At 72.4% G+C, this 15,395-nt stretch carries 11 protein-coding genes; 7 read left to right on the forward strand and 4 right to left on the reverse strand.

Going from position 1 to position 15,395, the window contains the following annotated elements; genetic code table 11:
* The first annotated feature begins 98 nt into the window (after nt 1–98).
* The 7 genes from ACWCP2_RS13805 (at nt 99) to ACWCP2_RS13835 (ending at nt 9,140) form a co-directional block, all read left to right on the forward strand.
* Nucleotides 99–2,510 (forward strand): MMPL family transporter, encoded by a 2,412-nt coding sequence (locus tag ACWCP2_RS13805; protein WP_450908774.1) that lies wholly within the window; start codon nt 99–101, stop codon nt 2,508–2,510.
* Between the two features lie 7 nt (nt 2,511–2,517).
* The gene (locus ACWCP2_RS13810) at nt 2,518–3,267 is read left to right on the forward strand and encodes an RNase H family protein (RefSeq protein WP_450908775.1); all 750 of its coding nucleotides are present in this window, start codon (nt 2,518–2,520) and stop codon (nt 3,265–3,267) included.
* A 192-nt stretch (nt 3,268–3,459) separates the two neighbouring features.
* On the forward strand, nt 3,460–4,569 hold the full coding sequence (locus ACWCP2_RS13815) for a substrate-binding domain-containing protein (RefSeq protein WP_450908776.1): 1,110 nt from the start codon (nt 3,460–3,462) through the stop codon (nt 4,567–4,569).
* Nucleotides 4,570–4,684: 115 nt separating this feature from the next.
* Nucleotides 4,685–5,995 carry an ABC transporter substrate-binding protein gene (locus tag ACWCP2_RS13820; protein WP_450908777.1) on the forward strand — a complete coding sequence of 437 codons (1,311 nt, stop codon included), beginning with the start codon at nt 4,685–4,687 and terminating at the stop codon, nt 5,993–5,995.
* A gap of 246 nt (nt 5,996–6,241) precedes the next feature.
* A complete protein-coding gene (locus ACWCP2_RS13825; RefSeq protein ID WP_450908818.1) occupies nt 6,242–7,102 on the forward strand; it encodes a carbohydrate ABC transporter permease in 861 nt (286 codons plus the stop codon).
* Complete coding sequence (locus ACWCP2_RS13830) at nt 7,099–8,076, forward strand: carbohydrate ABC transporter permease (RefSeq protein ID WP_450908778.1); 978 nt, start codon at nt 7,099–7,101, stop codon at nt 8,074–8,076. Before ACWCP2_RS13825 ends, ACWCP2_RS13830 begins: the two co-directional genes overlap by 4 nt.
* 86 nt (nt 8,077–8,162) lie before the next feature.
* Nucleotides 8,163–9,140: a hydroxyacid dehydrogenase gene (locus ACWCP2_RS13835; RefSeq protein WP_450908819.1), complete on the forward strand. Its 978-nt coding sequence runs from the start codon at nt 8,163–8,165 to the stop codon at nt 9,138–9,140.
* Nucleotides 9,141–9,159: 19 nt separating this feature from the next.
* On the opposite strand, the gene ACWCP2_RS13840 is transcribed toward ACWCP2_RS13835, so the two are convergent.
* The 4 genes from ACWCP2_RS13840 to ACWCP2_RS13855 all read right to left on the reverse strand — a co-directional run bounded on the left by ACWCP2_RS13840 (nt 9,160) and on the right by ACWCP2_RS13855 (nt 15,345).
* Nucleotides 9,160–11,502 (reverse strand): family 20 glycosylhydrolase, encoded by a 2,343-nt coding sequence (locus ACWCP2_RS13840; RefSeq protein WP_450908779.1) that lies wholly within the window; start codon nt 11,500–11,502, stop codon nt 9,160–9,162.
* A gap of 125 nt (nt 11,503–11,627) precedes the next feature.
* Nucleotides 11,628–12,674, reverse strand: a complete 1,047-nt coding sequence (locus ACWCP2_RS13845; protein WP_450908780.1) for a TolB family protein — start codon at nt 12,672–12,674, stop codon at nt 11,628–11,630.
* Nucleotides 12,671–13,996, reverse strand: coding sequence for an MFS transporter (locus ACWCP2_RS13850; protein WP_450908781.1), 1,326 nt, complete (start codon nt 13,994–13,996; stop codon nt 12,671–12,673). The genes ACWCP2_RS13845 and ACWCP2_RS13850 overlap by 4 nt, the downstream gene beginning before the upstream one ends.
* Entirely contained in the window at nt 13,996–15,345 is a 1,350-nt protein-coding gene (locus ACWCP2_RS13855; protein ID WP_450908782.1) for a discoidin domain-containing protein, read from the reverse strand. The genes ACWCP2_RS13850 and ACWCP2_RS13855 overlap by 1 nt, the downstream gene beginning before the upstream one ends.
* Between the last annotated feature and the right edge of the window lie 50 nt (nt 15,346–15,395).

Raw genomic sequence — 15,395 nt, forward strand, 5'->3', positions numbered from 1 at the left:
GTCACCCCTGTCAATCGTCAGGGGTGACAATTGTCAGTCCTGACATTTTCTGCCAGGGTGCTTCGAGTCAGTCAGCCCTGACCGTTCTTGGAGGCGTCGTGCATTCCCCCCTCGGCCGGACCGGCCGAACCAGCCGGACCCGCGGCCCCGGCCAAGCCGGCCGCCTGGGCCGCCTCGGCGGCTTCTGCGCCCGCCACCCCGTCCGGGTGATCGTGGTCTGGCTCCTGCTGCTGGCCGCGGCGATGGCCGGCAGCCGGCTCGCCGCCCCGGTCTACAGCGACCAGATCAGCCTCCCCAGCACGCAGTCCCGTACCGGCGCGGATCTGCTGGCCGCGTCCGCCCCCGGGGTCGGGGACCCCAACGGGCGCGTGGTCTTCCACGTGGACTCCGGCTCCCTGGCCGGGAAGCGCCAGGCCGTCGACGAAAGCGCGGCCCGCCTCGCGCGGATGCCCCACGTCACCGCCGTCTCCCCGGTCGTGACCAGCGCGGACGGCCGTACCTCCTACACCACCGTGTCCTTCGACCGGCAGGTCAAGACCCTCGGGCACGAGTACACCGGCACCCTCGACGCGGCCACCGCCGCGGCCCGCGCCTCCGGCGTGGAGGTCGCGTACGGCGGGGACCTGAACCAGGTCGTCCGGCCGCCCGCCGACGACAAGGCCCGCGAGGCGGCCGGTGTCCTCGTGGCCCTGCTGATCCTGCTGCTCGCCTTCGGCAGCGTCGCCGCCGCCCTGCTGCCCCTGGTCACCGCGGTGGTCGGCGTCGGCGTGGGGCTCGGCATCGTCGGCATCGTGGCGGGGGTCCTCAGCTTCGCGACCGCCGCCCCCACGCTGGCCACCATGATCGGCCTCGGCGTGGGGATCGACTACGCCCTCTTCCTCACCACCCGCTTCCGCCAGGACCTCCTCGACGGGCACGATCCGGTCGGCGCGGCCGCCCGTACCGCCGCGACCAGCGGGCGCGCCGTCGTCGTGGCCGCCGTCACCGTCGCGGTGGCCATGCTGAGCCTGTACACCTGCGGACTGACCTTCATCGGCCGCATGGGGCTGGCCGCCACCCTCGTCGTGGTCGTCACCGGAGCGGCCGCCCTGACCCTCGTCCCGGCCGCCCTGGGCCTGGTGGGGCGACGGATCGACCGGTTCGCGCTGCGCCGCCCCGTCGCCGAGACCTCCGGTGACCACGACGGTTGGCACCGCTACGCCGCCCTGGTGGCGCGGCATCCGTGGAAGTTCCTGACCGCGGGCACCCTGCTGCTCGCGCTGTGCGCCGTACCGCTGTTCTCGATGCGCCTCGGCCACGTCGACGACGGCGCCGACCGGGCGGGCAGCACCACGCGCACGGCCTACGACTGGATCGCCGAGGGCGGGGGTCCCGGCTTCGGCCCCGGGGCCAACGGCCCCTTCGTCCTGGTGGCCGACCTCCGGGGGGCCACCGTCCCGGCCGACCGGATCGGCGCCGGACTCGACGCGGCGCTGCGCGACACGGCCGGGATAGCGGGGTTCACCCCGCTCGCGCCGAGCCCCGACGGCCGCCTGCTCGTCTCCACCGTCACCCCGGCCACCGGGCCGCAGAGCGCGGGCACGGGGAGCCTGTTCACGCAGCTGACCCGGACCACCCTGCCGTCCGCGCTCGACGGCACCGGCGCCGAGGGCTACCTCACCGGATCCACCGCCGGCCAGCTGGACTTCCGCGACACCGTCAAGGACCGGCTGCCGCTCATCATCGGCATCGTGCTGGCCGCCGCGCTCGTCCTGCTGACCTTCGTGTTCCGCAGCGTCGTGGTCCCGCTCAAGGCGGTCGCCCTGAACCTGTTCACCACCGCCGCGTCCTACGGGGTGCTCGTCGCGGTGTTCCAGTGGGGCTGGGGGAGCGGGCTGATCGGGGTGTCGGAGCCCGTCCCCATCGAGTCGTTCGTACCGATGATGATGTTCGCGATCGTCTTCGGCCTGTCGATGGACTACGAGATCTTCCTGCTCTCCGCCATCGCCGGATCCTGGCACCGCACCGGGGACAACACCCTCGCCGTCGGTACGGGCCTGGCGGCCACGGGCCGGGTCATCTCCAGCGCGGCGCTCATCATGACCGCGGTCTTCCTGTCCTTCGCGGCGTCGCCCACGGTCGTGGTCAAGATGCTCGCGGTGGGCCTGGCCGTGAGCGTGGTCCTGGACGCGACCGTGGTGCGGCTGGTGCTGGTCCCGTCGGCGATGTTCCTGATGGGCCGGGCCAACTGGTGGCTGCCGCCCTTCCTGGACCGGCTCCTGCCGCGACCCCACGGCGAGGAGCGGCCGCAGGCGCAGCAGGCGCCGGGCGCGTCCCGGGACGGCGAAGGAGAAGGCGGAGGAGAAGACGAAGGCGAAGGCGAAGGAGAAAGCGAAGAAGAAAGCGAAGGAGAAGAGGCAGGAGCCGGGCGGGCAGCCGCGACCGGACCGGCGGCCGCGACCGGACCGGCAGCCGCGACCGGACCGGCGGCCGCGGCCGTGGGCAAGGGCAGTGGCCGCGGTGAGGCATGATCGGGGGATGTCTGATCGCATCATCGCCGCCTGCGACGGGGCGGCCAAGGGAAATCCCGGGCCGGCCGCCTGGGCCTGGGTCATCGCCGACGCCCACGGGCACCCCGAGCGCTGGGAGGCCGGGCCGCTCGGCCGGGCCACCAACAACGTGGGTGAACTCACCGCTCTGCAGCGGCTGCTGGAGGCCGTGGCCCCCGGTACGGCCGTGCAGGTGCGGATGGACTCCCAGTACGCCATGAAAGCCGTGACCCAGTGGCTCCCGGCCTGGAAGCGCAACGGCTGGAAGACCGCCGCGGGCAAGCCGGTGGCCAACCGCGAGCTCGTCGAGAGCATCGACGCCCTGCTGACGGACCGGGACGTGGAGTTCCGCTACGTCCCCGCGCACCGCGAGGACGGCGACCATCTGAACGCCATCGCCGACCAGGCGGCCAGCGACGCGGCCGTGAGCCAGGAGCCGGCCGGTACCGCGCTGGGCCACGCGTCCATGCCCGTCCCGGCGCCGGCCCGCAGCACCCCGGCCCGCAGCACGTCCGCCCGCGGCAGCGCCTCCGCCCGCCGCCCCGCGGGGGCCGGGCCGGCCAGGAGCGCGACGGCCACCAAGGGCGCGACCGGCGGCCGGGCCGGGGTGACCATCAAGGCCAAGTTCCCCGGCACCTGCCCCTGCGGGAAGCAGTACGCGGCGGGGGAGAAGATCAGCAAGCTCGGATCGCGCTGGGGCCACCCCGACTGCGGCGAGGCCGACTCCGCCGCGGGTTAGCCCGCCGGTCGGCCCGTACGGGGCCCTGCCGGGCGGCGCGCGTCAGCCGGCCAGGACACCGCCGAACGTGGTGACGGTGGAGCGGACGGCAAGTGGGCTCTGCGTTTCCTTTCGTTCGAAAGGAAACGCAAGTAACCGCTCCCGCGCGCTACCCTGACCTCGACCAGGGACGCAGTCGAGGGGAGCTCCACCGTGCACGCAGAGGAACGACAGCAGGCGATCCTGCGCCGGGTCCGCGAAGCGGGATCGATGCGCGTCACGGACTTCGCCGCGGAGCTCGGCGTGTCCGTGGTCACGGTGCGCAAGGACGTCGAAGTCCTGGCGGAACGAGGCCTGCTGGCCCGGGTGCACGGCGGTGCGATGCTGCCCGAGGACTGGGCGGAGACCGCCCCCGTGACCGCGGCCCCGGCGCCGGCCCGCACGGCCGCGCCCGGTCCCGCCGCCGGGGCGGGGGCCGGCCGGCCGCTGGTCCTCGGGCTGATCGTGCCCTCGTCCGCCTACTACTACCCCGAGGTGATCAAGGGGGCCCGGGAGGCGGCCGACGCCCTCGGGGTGCGGCTGACCCTCGCCGTGTCCACGTACGACGTGGACACGGAAAAGGCGCAGGCCGGACGGATGGTCACGGACGGCGTCGACGGGCTGCTGCTCGCGCCCTCCGCCGGCGACGGCAAGCCGGGCGGCCAGTGGTACGAGGAGCTCGGCGTGCCCGTCGTCCTGATCGAGCGCCGCCCCGAACAGCAGGCTTCCGCCGCCGAGCACGTCGGCACGGACCACGGGTACGGAGCCAGGCTGGCGGTGCGCCACCTGCTGGACACGGGACGCCGCAGGATCGCCCTCGTGATGCGCGGCGGGACCCCCACCGCACCCTGGATCAAGGAGGGCTACGACGCGGCGATGGCCGAGGCGGGCCCCGACGCCGCGGGGGACGCGCTCTTCCTCGACCTCGCGGAGCACGGCGCGGGCGAGGCCGCGTACGAAGAGCTGATGGCCGCCTTCGTGGAAGCGGTGCGGGAGGGGCGCGTCGACGCCGCCCTGGTCCACCCCGACCACGAGGCCATGGTGCTGATGCAGCGGCTGCGCGGCGCCTCGCTGTCCGTACCGGGTGATGTCGCGCTGGTCTCGTACGACGACGAGGTGGCCTCCCTGGCGGACCTGCCGCTGAGCGCGGTGGCGCCCTCGAAGCACGAAGTCGGCGTCACGGGAGTGGAGTTGCTCGTACGGAGGCTGCGCGAGCCGGGCCGGCCGAGGCGGCGGATCGCCATCCTTCCCGAGCTCCGGGTGCGCGCGTCCAGCGAGGTCTAACGGTTACTTCGCTTTTCTTTCTTAACCTTGCGTTTTCTATTGACTCGCTTCTCCTCTGGCCGAATGATGTGCATCACCTCGCCGCATCGACGGCTCGCACCTGAGGAGCAGAGCAGTGAAGCTCACTTCCCGTACCTCCCGCGCCGCCCTCGCCGCCTTCTCGCTGGCCCTGTTCGCCACTGCCTGCGGGGGGAGCGAGGGCGCCGCGCCCAAGGCCGATGCCGCCCCCAAGGGGCCCGTCAACCTGACCTATTGGGGCTGGACCGGAGGTGCCCAGCAGGTGGTGGACGCCTTCAACGCGTCCCACCCGAACATCAAGGTCACCTTCTCGGCCATCACCGGCGGACCGGACGGGTACGCCAAGATCAGCAACGCGATCAAGGCCGGCAACGCTCCCGACGTCGCGGGCATCGAGTACCCGACCCTCCCGGAGTTCGTCAGCCAGGGCTTCCTGGAGGACATCACCGCCCCGGCCGGCGCGACCGTGAAGGCGAAGTTCCCCCAGGGCGTGCAGGACCGGGTGACCCTCGGCGGCAAGACCTGGGCCGTGCCGTACGACGCCACGCCGAACCTCCTCTACTACCGCAAGGACCTCTTCAAGAAGGCGGGAGCCGAAGTCCCCAAGACCTGGGACGAGTACAAGGCGGCCGCCGAGAAGATCAAGGCCTCCGACAAGAACGTGCGCATAGGCGGCTGGGGCAACGACGACGCGCCCCTGCTCGCGGCGCTCGCCTGGCAGGCCGGTGCCAAGTGGTACGGCACCGAGGGCGACGGCTGGAAGGTCGGCATCAACGACGCCCCCTCGCAGAAGGTGGCCTCGTACTGGCAGGGCCTGGTCAAGGACGACCTGGTGATGAACCTGAAGATCAACGGCCCGGAGTTCGCGAAGGCCAAGGCCGACGGGGTCATGGCCAGCTTCATCGGCGCCTCGTGGAGCGCGGGCGGCACCATGACCGCCCTGGCCAAGGACGCGGGCAAGTGGGGCGTGGCCCCGCTGCCGCACTGGGGCACCCCGGCCACCGGAATGTTCGGCGGCACCAGCTACGCCGTCACCAAGGGCAGCAAGCACGTCAGGGAAGCGGCCGAGTTCGCCACGTGGGCGGCCACCAGCCCCGAGGGAGTCAAGGCCCGCCTCAGCAGCCTGAAGACGCCGAGCAGCAGCCTGCCCGCCAGCCCCGAGCTCCGCCCGATCGCCGCCGCGGCCTTCGACGACAAGGGCTTCTTCGGCGGCGACAAGGTGTACGAGATCTCCGGTGCGCAGGTCGACACCATCGTCCCGGGCTGGGTCTGGGGCCCCGTGCAGACGGCCACCAACACCGCCATCCAGGACGCCGGGCTCAAGGGCACCCTGACCGACGGACTCGCGGCCGGTCAGGCCGCCGCCGAAGCGGCCATCAAGGGCCGCGGGCTCAACCTCGCGAAGTAGGCGCCGCGCGGGGCCCGAAGCCCTCCCGGCTCCCGGAACCCTCCCGGCGCCCGGGCCCCGCTCCCGCTCGCATCCCTTCGCCGCCTTCGCCGCCTTCGCCCCTTCAGGGCTCCTCCTGAGACTTCGTCCAAGGCGCCCTCCGTCCGTTCCTCCTCAGCGCACCACCAAGGAGATCCGGTGGCAGCACCACTCACCCGTTCACCGCGCCGCGCCGCGCCCGTGCACCGGCCGGGCCAGGGCAGGGCGCTGCTCGTCCTCCTCGGCCCGTTCTTCCTGCTCTTCACCGCGGTCCTGATCCTGCCGGTCTGCTACGCGCTCTGGATGAGCCTGTTCACCGAGCGGTCCTCCGGCCTCGGATTCGGCGGCACCGAGCGGGTCTTCAGCGGGTTCGGGAACTACGCCAAGGCATTCGGCGACCACGGCTTCAGCTCCTCCTTCCTGCACGTGGCCGCGTACTGCGCCGTCTACATACCCGTGATGATCGGCGCGGCCCTCGCGCTGGCCCTGCTCGTCGACTCGGCCGCGGCCAAGGCCAAACGCCTCGTCCAGTTCGCCGTCTTCATGCCGCACGCGGTTCCCGGACTGATCGCCGCGATCATCTGGACCTACCTCTACACCCCCGGCCTGAGCCCGGTCCTGGACTGGATCGAAGCGGCGGGCGGCCACTGGGACTTCTTCGCCCCCGGCAGCGTCCTGCCCTCGCTGGTGAACGTCGCGGCCTGGCAGTGGACCGGCTACAACATGATCATCTTCTTCGCCGCGCTGCAGGCCGTGCCCCGCGAGGTCATCGAAGCCGGCGTCATGGACGGAGCCGGAGAACTGCGCATCGCGCTGCGCATCAAACTGCCGATGATCCGCTCGGCCGTCTTCCTCACCCTCCTGTTCACCTGTGTCGGCGTGGTCCAGATCTTCGGGGAGCCGATGCTGCTCTCGAAGCGGGCCGGCTCGATGGGCTCGGACTGGTCCCCGATGATGTTCATCTACAAGGCGGCCTTCGAGCGGCACGACTACGGTCTCGCGTCCGCCGCCTCGCTCATCGTGGCCCTCGTCGCCGGCACCCTCTCCTACGTCGTCACCCGGATCGGAAAGCGAGGTGACTCGGCATGAGCACCCGTACGGCCCCCTCGGCCCCGCCCGAGGACACCCCCAAGGCGGCCCCCGCCACCGGCAACGGGCCGGCGCCCGCACCCGGAGCCCCGGCCGCCCGGCGGGCGGACCGGAAGCAGGGCGGGAGGCCGCGCCGGAGCGGCGCGACGGCTTCCAAGGCCGTGGTCAACGCCGTGCTCCTGGTGGCGGTCCTCTACACCCTGATGCCGCTGACCTGGCTGCTGATCGCCGCCACCAAGAACCACGCCGACCTCTTCGGGACGGCCGGCTTCGGCTTCGGCGCGTTCCACCTCATCGACAACCTCCGGGCCGTCTTCGCCCACGACGACGGCATCTTCGGCCGCTGGCTGCTCAACAGCCTCCTCTACTCCGTCGTCGGATCCCTGGCGTCCTCGCTGATCAGCGTCGGCGCCGGATACTGCTTCGACAAGTACGAGTTCCGCGGCAAGGGTGCGCTCTTCGGGCTCGTCCTGGCCGGCACCCTCGTCCCCGCCGTCGTCATCACGCTCCCGCAGTACCTGCTCGCCTCGGAGACCGGGATCGTCAACACCTACTGGTCGGTCCTCATCCCGGCGCTCGTGAACCCCTTCGGCGTGTACCTGGCCCGGGTCTTCTCCGAGGGCTACGTGCCCGGTGAGGTCCTGGAGGCCGCCCGCATCGACGGAGCCGGTGAGCTGCGCGTGTTCCGGTCGATCTCGCTGCCGATGCTCCTGCCCGGCTTCATGACCCTCTTCCTCTTCTCCTTCACCGCGAGCTGGAACAACTTCTTCGGGCCGCTGGTCATGCTCAACGACCAGCACCTGTACCCGGCGGTGCTCGGCATCTACAGCTGGAACCAAGTCGTGCTCCAGTACCCGGAGTTCTACTCCCTGGCCATCACCGGATCCCTGGTCGCCGTCATCCCGCTCGCCCTCGCCTTCATCGGCCTGCAGCGGTTCTGGCGCTCCGGCCTCACGGCGGGAGCGCTCAAGTGACGAACCCCGACCTCCCCGACCTCCCCGACCTCCCCGCCCTCCCCGCCCTCCCCGGAGGGCCCCGCAAGCCCCGCACCCTCCTCGTCATGAGCCCGGAGACGAAGGAGGCCCTGCTCGACGAGCAGGCCCTCGCCCGGCTCGGCGCCACCGCGCTGCTGGACCCCGCACACCTCGTCACCGACTTCGCCGCGGCCGACCCCGCGCGGCTGCGCGAAGCCGAGGTCCTGCTCACCGGCTGGGGCTGCCCGCCCCTCACCGAGCGGGCGCTCGAACTCCTGCCTTCCCTGCGCGCGGTGGTGCACACCGCCGGCACCGTGAAGGGGCTGATGACGGACGCGGCCTGGCGGCGCGGACTGACCGTCACCAGCGCCGCCGAGGCCAACGCCCGGCCCGTCGCCGAGTTCACGGTCGCCGCGATCGTCTTCGCCAACAAGCGCGTCCTCACCACCGCCCGGGCCTACCGGGAGGCCCGCACCCAGCTCGACCCGCTCACGCTGTACCCCGGGATCGGCAACTACGGCAGGACCGTCGGCATCATCGGCGCCTCGCGCATCGGCCGCCGGGTCATCGAACTGCTCCGCTCCTACGACGCCCACGTGCTCGTCCACGACCCGTACCTGGACGGGGACGAGGCCCGGGCCCTGGGGGTAGAACCCGTCGGCCTGGACGAACTGATGGGCCGCAGCGACGTGGTGACCGTGCACGCGCCGCAGACCCCCGAGACCCGCCACCTGGTCGACGCCCGGCGCCTGGCCCTGATGCGCGACGGCGCGACGCTCGTCAACACGGCCCGCGGAACCCTGGTCGACACGGAGGCGCTCACCGCGGAACTGGTGTCCGGCCGGCTGCACGCCGTCCTCGACGTCACCCACCCCGACGTCCTGCCGGCCGCGTCACCGCTCTACGACCTGCCGAACGTCCTGCTCACCCCGCACATCGCCGGGTCCCTCGGCAACGAGCTCGGACGGCTCGCCGCGTGCGCGGCCCAGGAGTTGGAGCGGTACGCCCGGGGACTCCCCTTCGCCTACGCCGTCCACCCGGCGAGCCTGGCCCACTCGGCCTGAGCACCCCCGCCACCCGGGTTCAGCCGATCTGCCAGCGCTGGTGGACCGAACCGGTGGCGGCCTGCTGGCTCGCCAGGGCCCCGTCCGCGCCGGACGCGGTGGTCAGGAGCAGCCCGCTCCTCTTGTTGGCCACCGTGTACTCGCCGGAGCCGACCGGGGTGAGCACCCAGCGCTGGCTGTCGCCGCTGCCGCAGGCGGCCTGCACCACGGCCGCGCCCGCGGCGGTGGAGCCGCCCGCCACGTCCGCGCAGAGCCCGGACGAGCCGTTGGCCAGGGTGTAGCCGCCGTCGCCGGTGAGGGTCAGCCGCCACTGCTGGTTGGGGCCGCCGTGCGGGGTCCAGGTGATCAGCTGGGTGCCGGAGGCGGTGGAGCTCGCCGGGTCGTCGAGCGCCTTGCCGGCGGCGGTGAGGGTCCGGGTCCCGCTCAACTGGCCTCCGTACACCTCGAACTCGTACAGCGAGTAGCCGTAGGCGGTGCCGCGCTGGGTGCCGTAGACCCGGATGTAGCGGCCGGAGCCGGTCAGGCCGGTCAGGTCCTGGACCCCGCCGGTGCCCGTGGTCGTGGAGTACAGGGTGCGCCAGGTGCTCTGATCGTCGGAGACCTGGATCTGGAAGCCCTTCCCGTACGCGGCCTCCCAGCGCAGCACCACGCGGTTGACGGCCTGGGCGGACCCGAGGTCCACCTGCAGCCACTGCGGGTCGGCGTAGGCGCTCGACCACCGGGTGCCCGGGTCGCCGTCGGTCGCCAGCGGGGCCGGGAAGTTGGCCGTCTCGTTGCTGGACGCGGTGGTGGGGCGGTTGCGGGCGAGGTTGCCCGGCTGCGCGGTCCCGGGCCAGCCGGGATGGTGCCCGATCGCTGCCACGATCGGCGTGAACCCCGCATAGGTGGCGGCCGGCTTGGGCGAACCCCACGTCTGCTGGGCGAGCGCGCGCAGCGGGTACATGATGCCGGCGGCGATCTGCGTCTCGGTCTCGGCGTTCGGGCTGTCGCACCACACGTGGAGCAGCGAACCACGGTTCTTCGCGGGGTCGCCGATGGTGGCGCCGCCCTCGAACCGGTCCGGGGTCCAGGTCTCGTACATCCACTTGGTGTCCGGCTTCGCCCCGCCGAGCACGTAATAGGTCGGTGTCCAGGACTCGTTGGCGATCGTGTGCCCGGCATCGATGAGCTGCTGGGGGGTGAGCCCGTAGCTGTACCAGTACTCGACGAGGATGCGGGCGTCGGGGGTGACGGTCCCGTCCCCGGCCTTGATGCCGTCGTTCCACATCCGGGTGGTCTTGCCGGCCGCGCGGACCAGGGCGTCGGACCAGTTCACGAACCCGTAGTAGGTGTCCTTGGCGGTCGCGTTCGCGCCGTAGTGGGCGCGGGCGTAGCCGAGCAGCTGCGGATACCTGGCGTAGTCGGTGACGTACTCGTCGGCGCCGATGTGCCAGTAGGGGGCCGGGAACAGCGGCAGGTACTCCTCGACCAGGTCCTTGATCAGGGTGTACGAACCGGGCAGGGACAGGTCGATGAACTCGGAACTGGCCGTGCCCGAGCTGTCCTTGAGCCTGAGCTCCGGATGCGCGGCCAGGATCTGGTTCATGTGCCCGGGCGTGTCCAGTTCGGGCACGATCGTGACGTGGTACTTCTGCCCGAGCGCGACCAGGTCCGCGATGTCCTGCTTGGAGTAGTGCTCGGCGGAGACGATCTCCGGGTGCGTCGCGCTCTCCAGGCGGAAGCCGAAGGTGTCCGACAGGTGGAAGTGGAAGGAGTTGAGCTTGAGGTAGGCCAGCTCCTTGATGTGCTGCTTGACCCACTCGACGGTGAAGAACTTCCGCCCCTGGTCGATCATCAGCCCGCGCTCGGCCTTGGTCGGCCAGTCCACCGCCGTTCCGGCCGGCACGGAAGCCGACTGGCGCAGCAACTGCAGTACGGTGCGGGTGCCGTTGAAGGCTCCGGTGTCGGTGCCGGCCTGGATGGCGAGGGTCTGGCCGACGGTCATCCGGTACCCCTCGGCGGGCAGCGAGGCGTCGCCCAGGCCCAGGGTGATGTCGCCGGGCGAGGCGTTCCCCGTGGCGACGGCCACCGCACGCCCGGTCAGCGCGCCCAAGTCCTCGGCGAACGTGGCGGCTTCGTCGGAGAGCTGCGCGGTGTGGGCGGGATCGACGACGATCCGGCTGGTGTTCGTGAAGCCGTACGTCCCGCTGCCGGCCGTCCACTGCCGCAGGGCCGGCACGGTCTGCGGCGCCGCGGCGGCCGCGGCCGCCCCCGCCCGCAGGGGCTCGGCGCCGGCGGCGGAGGGCAGGGACAGAGCGGCCAGTGCCAGGGCGGAGGCGGTCAGGAATCTGAGCAGACGCATGGCGAGTCCCCAGGTGTTCACGGCGGCATCTCCCTCCGGCCGTGACTGCCGGAGGGAGTGGCCACAGTGCAACGCAGTGTCAGGTCTATGTCAATAGATGCTCGAAGTGACGGCCGAATGAGCATCATCGAGCATCAGGTCCCGGTTCACCGCGCGCCGGCCGGTCCCGCCACCGCCACCGGCGACGATCCGCCCGCGACCGACATCCGCGGTGTCCCGGTGCCGTCCGCGGGGACGGTCCAGACATCGCTCGCTCGACCGTCCGCCCCCGGCAGGGCGTAGGCGACCGTGCCGTCGTCCGTCCAGGCCGCCTGGTCGTCCACGTTCCGCGTCTCGGCGAGCGCGGTCTCGGCCATCGTCCGCAGGTCCAGGACGTACAGCCGCCAGGGTGCGGCCGGGTCGCCGGACACCCTCTTCTTGAAGGCGACCCGGGTGTTGTCGGGCGACAGGGAGGGGCATTCGACGTTCTCCCGCAGCGTCTTCGCCGACCAGTCGTTCATGTTCCCCTCGACGAGGTACGTACGCCCCTTGGTGGAGACGGTCGCGTAGAAGCGGCTGTCGTCCCGGGCGAAGCTCACGCCCCAGTAGTTGACGTCGGGGGAGTGGTACCGGACACCGCCGATGGTGAGCGGTATCTCCTCCAGGGACTTCACCAAGTACCCGGTGCGCAGGTCGAGTACGGCCGTCCGGGTGGAGAAGCCGGTGGCGGAGTACGAGTCCCCGGTGGCGAACACCGTCCAGGCGAGCATCCGCCCGGACGCGGACACCCGGGCCCGGGTCGGGACTCCCGGCACCGTCGTCCGGCTCACCTCGCGCAGGTGCCGGTCGAGGACGACGGCGTACGTCTTCGGCAGTACCCCCGGCTCGGCGCGCAGGCACAGGGCGGTGCCCCCGGCGGCGTGGAACCGGTCGCAGGCGGGGCCGCCCGCGGTGCGCCCGGCGCCGCCCTCCGCCGGGGCGAGGGGCTGGTGCGCCACCCGTCCCGTGGCGGTGTCCCGGAAGTACAGGGCGGGACCGGCGAGGCCGAAGGAGGTGTCGGCGGCGGCCTGTCGGCCCGTCGGCCGGTGCCCCGCGTGCAGGGCGTACCCGGCGGTGGAGCCCGCGAGGAGGACGACCGCGCCGACCGTGACGGCGGCACGGGCCCGGGCGCCGAGCCGGCGTGCGGGCGCGGGCTCGGTGAGCCGCGTGGTCATGAGGTGCTCCTCGCACTGGTGGGGGGTTGCGCGGACTCCCGGGCCCGGGCTCCCGGTGCTCCCTCGGCACCCGGCGCGCCCGGATCGCGCGGCAGCAGGGCCCGGCAACCCGCCAGCGCGGCGAGCAGCAGCGCGGTGGCCCCCCACAGCGCGGCCCGCGGCCCCCACACCGTCCACGCGGCGCCGAAGCTCGCGGCGGCGAGCATCCGGGCCAGGGCCTGGCCGGTCTGGAGCACGGCGAGCCCGCCGGCCCGGCCCCCGGCGGGCAGCACGGGCCCGGCGAGGGCCATCAGCACCCCGTCGGTGGCCGCGTAGAACACCCCGAGCAGGGCCAGTACGGCCGCGAGGAGGAGCGGGGCCGGCCCGCCGGCCGGGGCGAGCAGGGCGAGATGGGCGCCGAGCAGGGCGAGGTGTCCGTACAGGAACGGCCGCCGGCGCCCGACCCGGTCGGCGATCCGGCCCACCGGGACGGCCAGGAGCAGGTAGCCCGCGGCCGCTCCGAGCGGCAGCAGGGGGAACCAGCCGGGGTCCAGGCCCAGCCGGCGCTGGAGCAGGAGGTAGACGAAGGCGTCGCCGATGGTGGCGGCGCCGAGCAGGGCCGCGGCCCAGAGGATCCGCCGGAAGCCGGGATCGCGCAGGGATTGGAATGCCGTGCCCCGAGGCCGAGTTGGACCGGACACGGCCACCGGGCGTGGGTGTCCGGGGACGTACAGGACCAGGAGCAGCACGCCGAGCAGTCCGGCGCAGAAGCTGGCGACGAACACCGCGTCGTACGCGCCGGCGGTCGCCCAGAGCAGGGCGAAGGCGGCGAGCGGACCGAGCAGGGCGCCGGTGGTGTCCATGGCCCGGTGCACGCCGAAGGACCGGCCGAGCTCCTCGGGAGGGCTGCTGAGGGTGATCAGGGCGTCGCGGGGCGCCGTACGGATGCCCTTGCCGATCCGGTCGGCGGCCAGGGCCGCCGCGATCCCGCCGGTGGCGCCGCCCGCGAGCAGCAGGCCGAGCCGGGAGCAGGCCGAGACGGCGTAGCCGATCCCCGCGACGTGCTTGTACCGGTGGCCGCGGTCGGCGAGGTGCCCGCCGAGGAGCCGTACGACCGCGCCGGCTCCTCCCATCAGGCCGTCCAGGAAGCCGAATTGGAGGGGGGAGAGGCCGAGCCCGAGGACGAGGTAGAGCGGCAGTACCGCGCTGACCATCTCGGAGGAGACATCGGTGACGAGGCTGACCGCACCGAGTGCGAGAACGGCGGCGGGGACGCGCCGGCCCGCCCCCGTGGAGGGGGGCGGGGACGGCGCGGCCCGGCGGCCCGTGGTGGCCAGGTACATCAGTGGCAGGTGTACTTCGGGCTGGTGTCCTTCGTCGTCCCGTCGGTGGCGACGTAGCTCCAGCCGTAGCCGGAATCGGTGAAGTCCAGCTTCAGGACACCGTAGTCACCGGTGATCCGCTTCTGGCTGTTGGGCTGGACGTTCTCGATGGCGTAGGGCTCGGCGCCGCCCGTGCCGCCGACGATCTCGGTGATCCCGTCCGCGGTGGCCTTGCCGTTCGGGTCCTGCGGGGCGAACCGCTCGTAGTGGTGGTCGTGCCCGTTCAGCACGAGGTCGGCCTTGGCTCCGTACAGGATGTTCCAGACGGGCTTGCTGACGGGGTCGTTGCCGTGGCCGCCGGAGGAGTACAGCGGGTGGTGCCAGTAGGCGGCGATGCAGGACTTGCCGTTGGCGGCGAGGTCGGCCTTGATCCAGTCGATCTGGGCCTTCTGGTCGAAGGAGTTGGAGTCGAGGGCGATGAAGTGCCAGTTGCCCTCGTCGAAGCTGTAGTAGCTCTTGCCCTGGGGGTAGGCGATCGCGCCGAAGTACGCCTTGTAGCCGGCGAGCGGCCCGGCGGGGTCGTAGGTCTCGTGGTTGCCCGGCACCGGGCGGGTCTTGTCCTTGAAGGCGCCCCAGGAGGTGTCGTAGTAGGCCCTGTAGTCGGCGATCCGGGCGTCGTCGTACTGGTTGTCACCCATCGTCAGATAGAACTTCGGATTGATCCTCCGGGCCTGCGCCGCGGTCTTGGGATGGGCGCACGAGCTGTCCGAGGCGGTGCACTGGGCGGCGATGTCACCGGCGGCGACCACCGTGAAGGCGCCGCCCGGAGGGGGAGTTCCGCCGTCGGGCGTGCCGTACACCTCGACCTCGTACAGGGAGTACCCGTAGGCGGTGCCGCGGGCGGTCCCGTACACGCGGAGGTAACGGCCCTTGCCGGACAGGCCGGTCCAGTCGTCGGTGCCGCCGTTGCCGGCCGTCTCGTTGGCGAGCCGCGTCCAGGTGCTGCCGTCGGCGGAGATCTCCACCCGGTACGTCTTGGCGTACGCGGCCTCCCAACGCAGCGCCACCCGGGTGACGTTGGAGTTGGCGCCGAGGTCCACACGGATCCACTGCGGATCCTTGCCCTCGACGCTGGCCCACCGGGTGGTGGAACCGCCGTCGAAGGCGTTCTGCGGGCCGAGGCTCGAGCCCTCGCTGGAGGAGGCGGTCGCGGTCTTGCCGCGCGAGATGAGCGGGTCGGCGGCGGCGCCGGCCCGTTCGGGATAGGCGAGCAACAGGCCTCCTACGAGCAGGAGTACGGCGGCGAGCACCACGCCGACCGTCCGGGGCGATGGGGGAACATGAGGCGTGCTGGGGGTGTTCAGGCGCATTGCTGACTCCCTGGCCTGGTGGGTGGCGAGAGCTGGCACCGGTACGAGAC

Source organism: Streptomyces sp. NPDC002104, from assembly GCF_053593795.1.

What these genes read in the sequence shown, in the direction of transcription:
- ACWCP2_RS13830 (WP_450908778.1), top strand. Translation starts at nt 7,099, where the DNA reads ATGAGCACCCGTACGGCCCCCTCGGCCCCGCCCGAGGACACCCCCAAG.
- ACWCP2_RS13855 (WP_450908782.1), bottom strand. Translation starts at nt 15,345, where the DNA reads ATGCGCCTGAACACCCCCAGCACGCCTCATGTTCCCCCATCGCCCCGG.
- ACWCP2_RS13835 (WP_450908819.1), top strand. Translation starts at nt 8,163, where the DNA reads ATGAGCCCGGAGACGAAGGAGGCCCTGCTCGACGAGCAGGCCCTCGCC.
- ACWCP2_RS13850 (WP_450908781.1), bottom strand. Translation starts at nt 13,996, where the DNA reads ATGTACCTGGCCACCACGGGCCGCCGGGCCGCGCCGTCCCCGCCCCCC.
- ACWCP2_RS13810 (WP_450908775.1), top strand. Translation starts at nt 2,518, where the DNA reads ATGTCTGATCGCATCATCGCCGCCTGCGACGGGGCGGCCAAGGGAAAT.
- ACWCP2_RS13845 (WP_450908780.1), bottom strand. Translation starts at nt 12,674, where the DNA reads ATGACCACGCGGCTCACCGAGCCCGCGCCCGCACGCCGGCTCGGCGCC.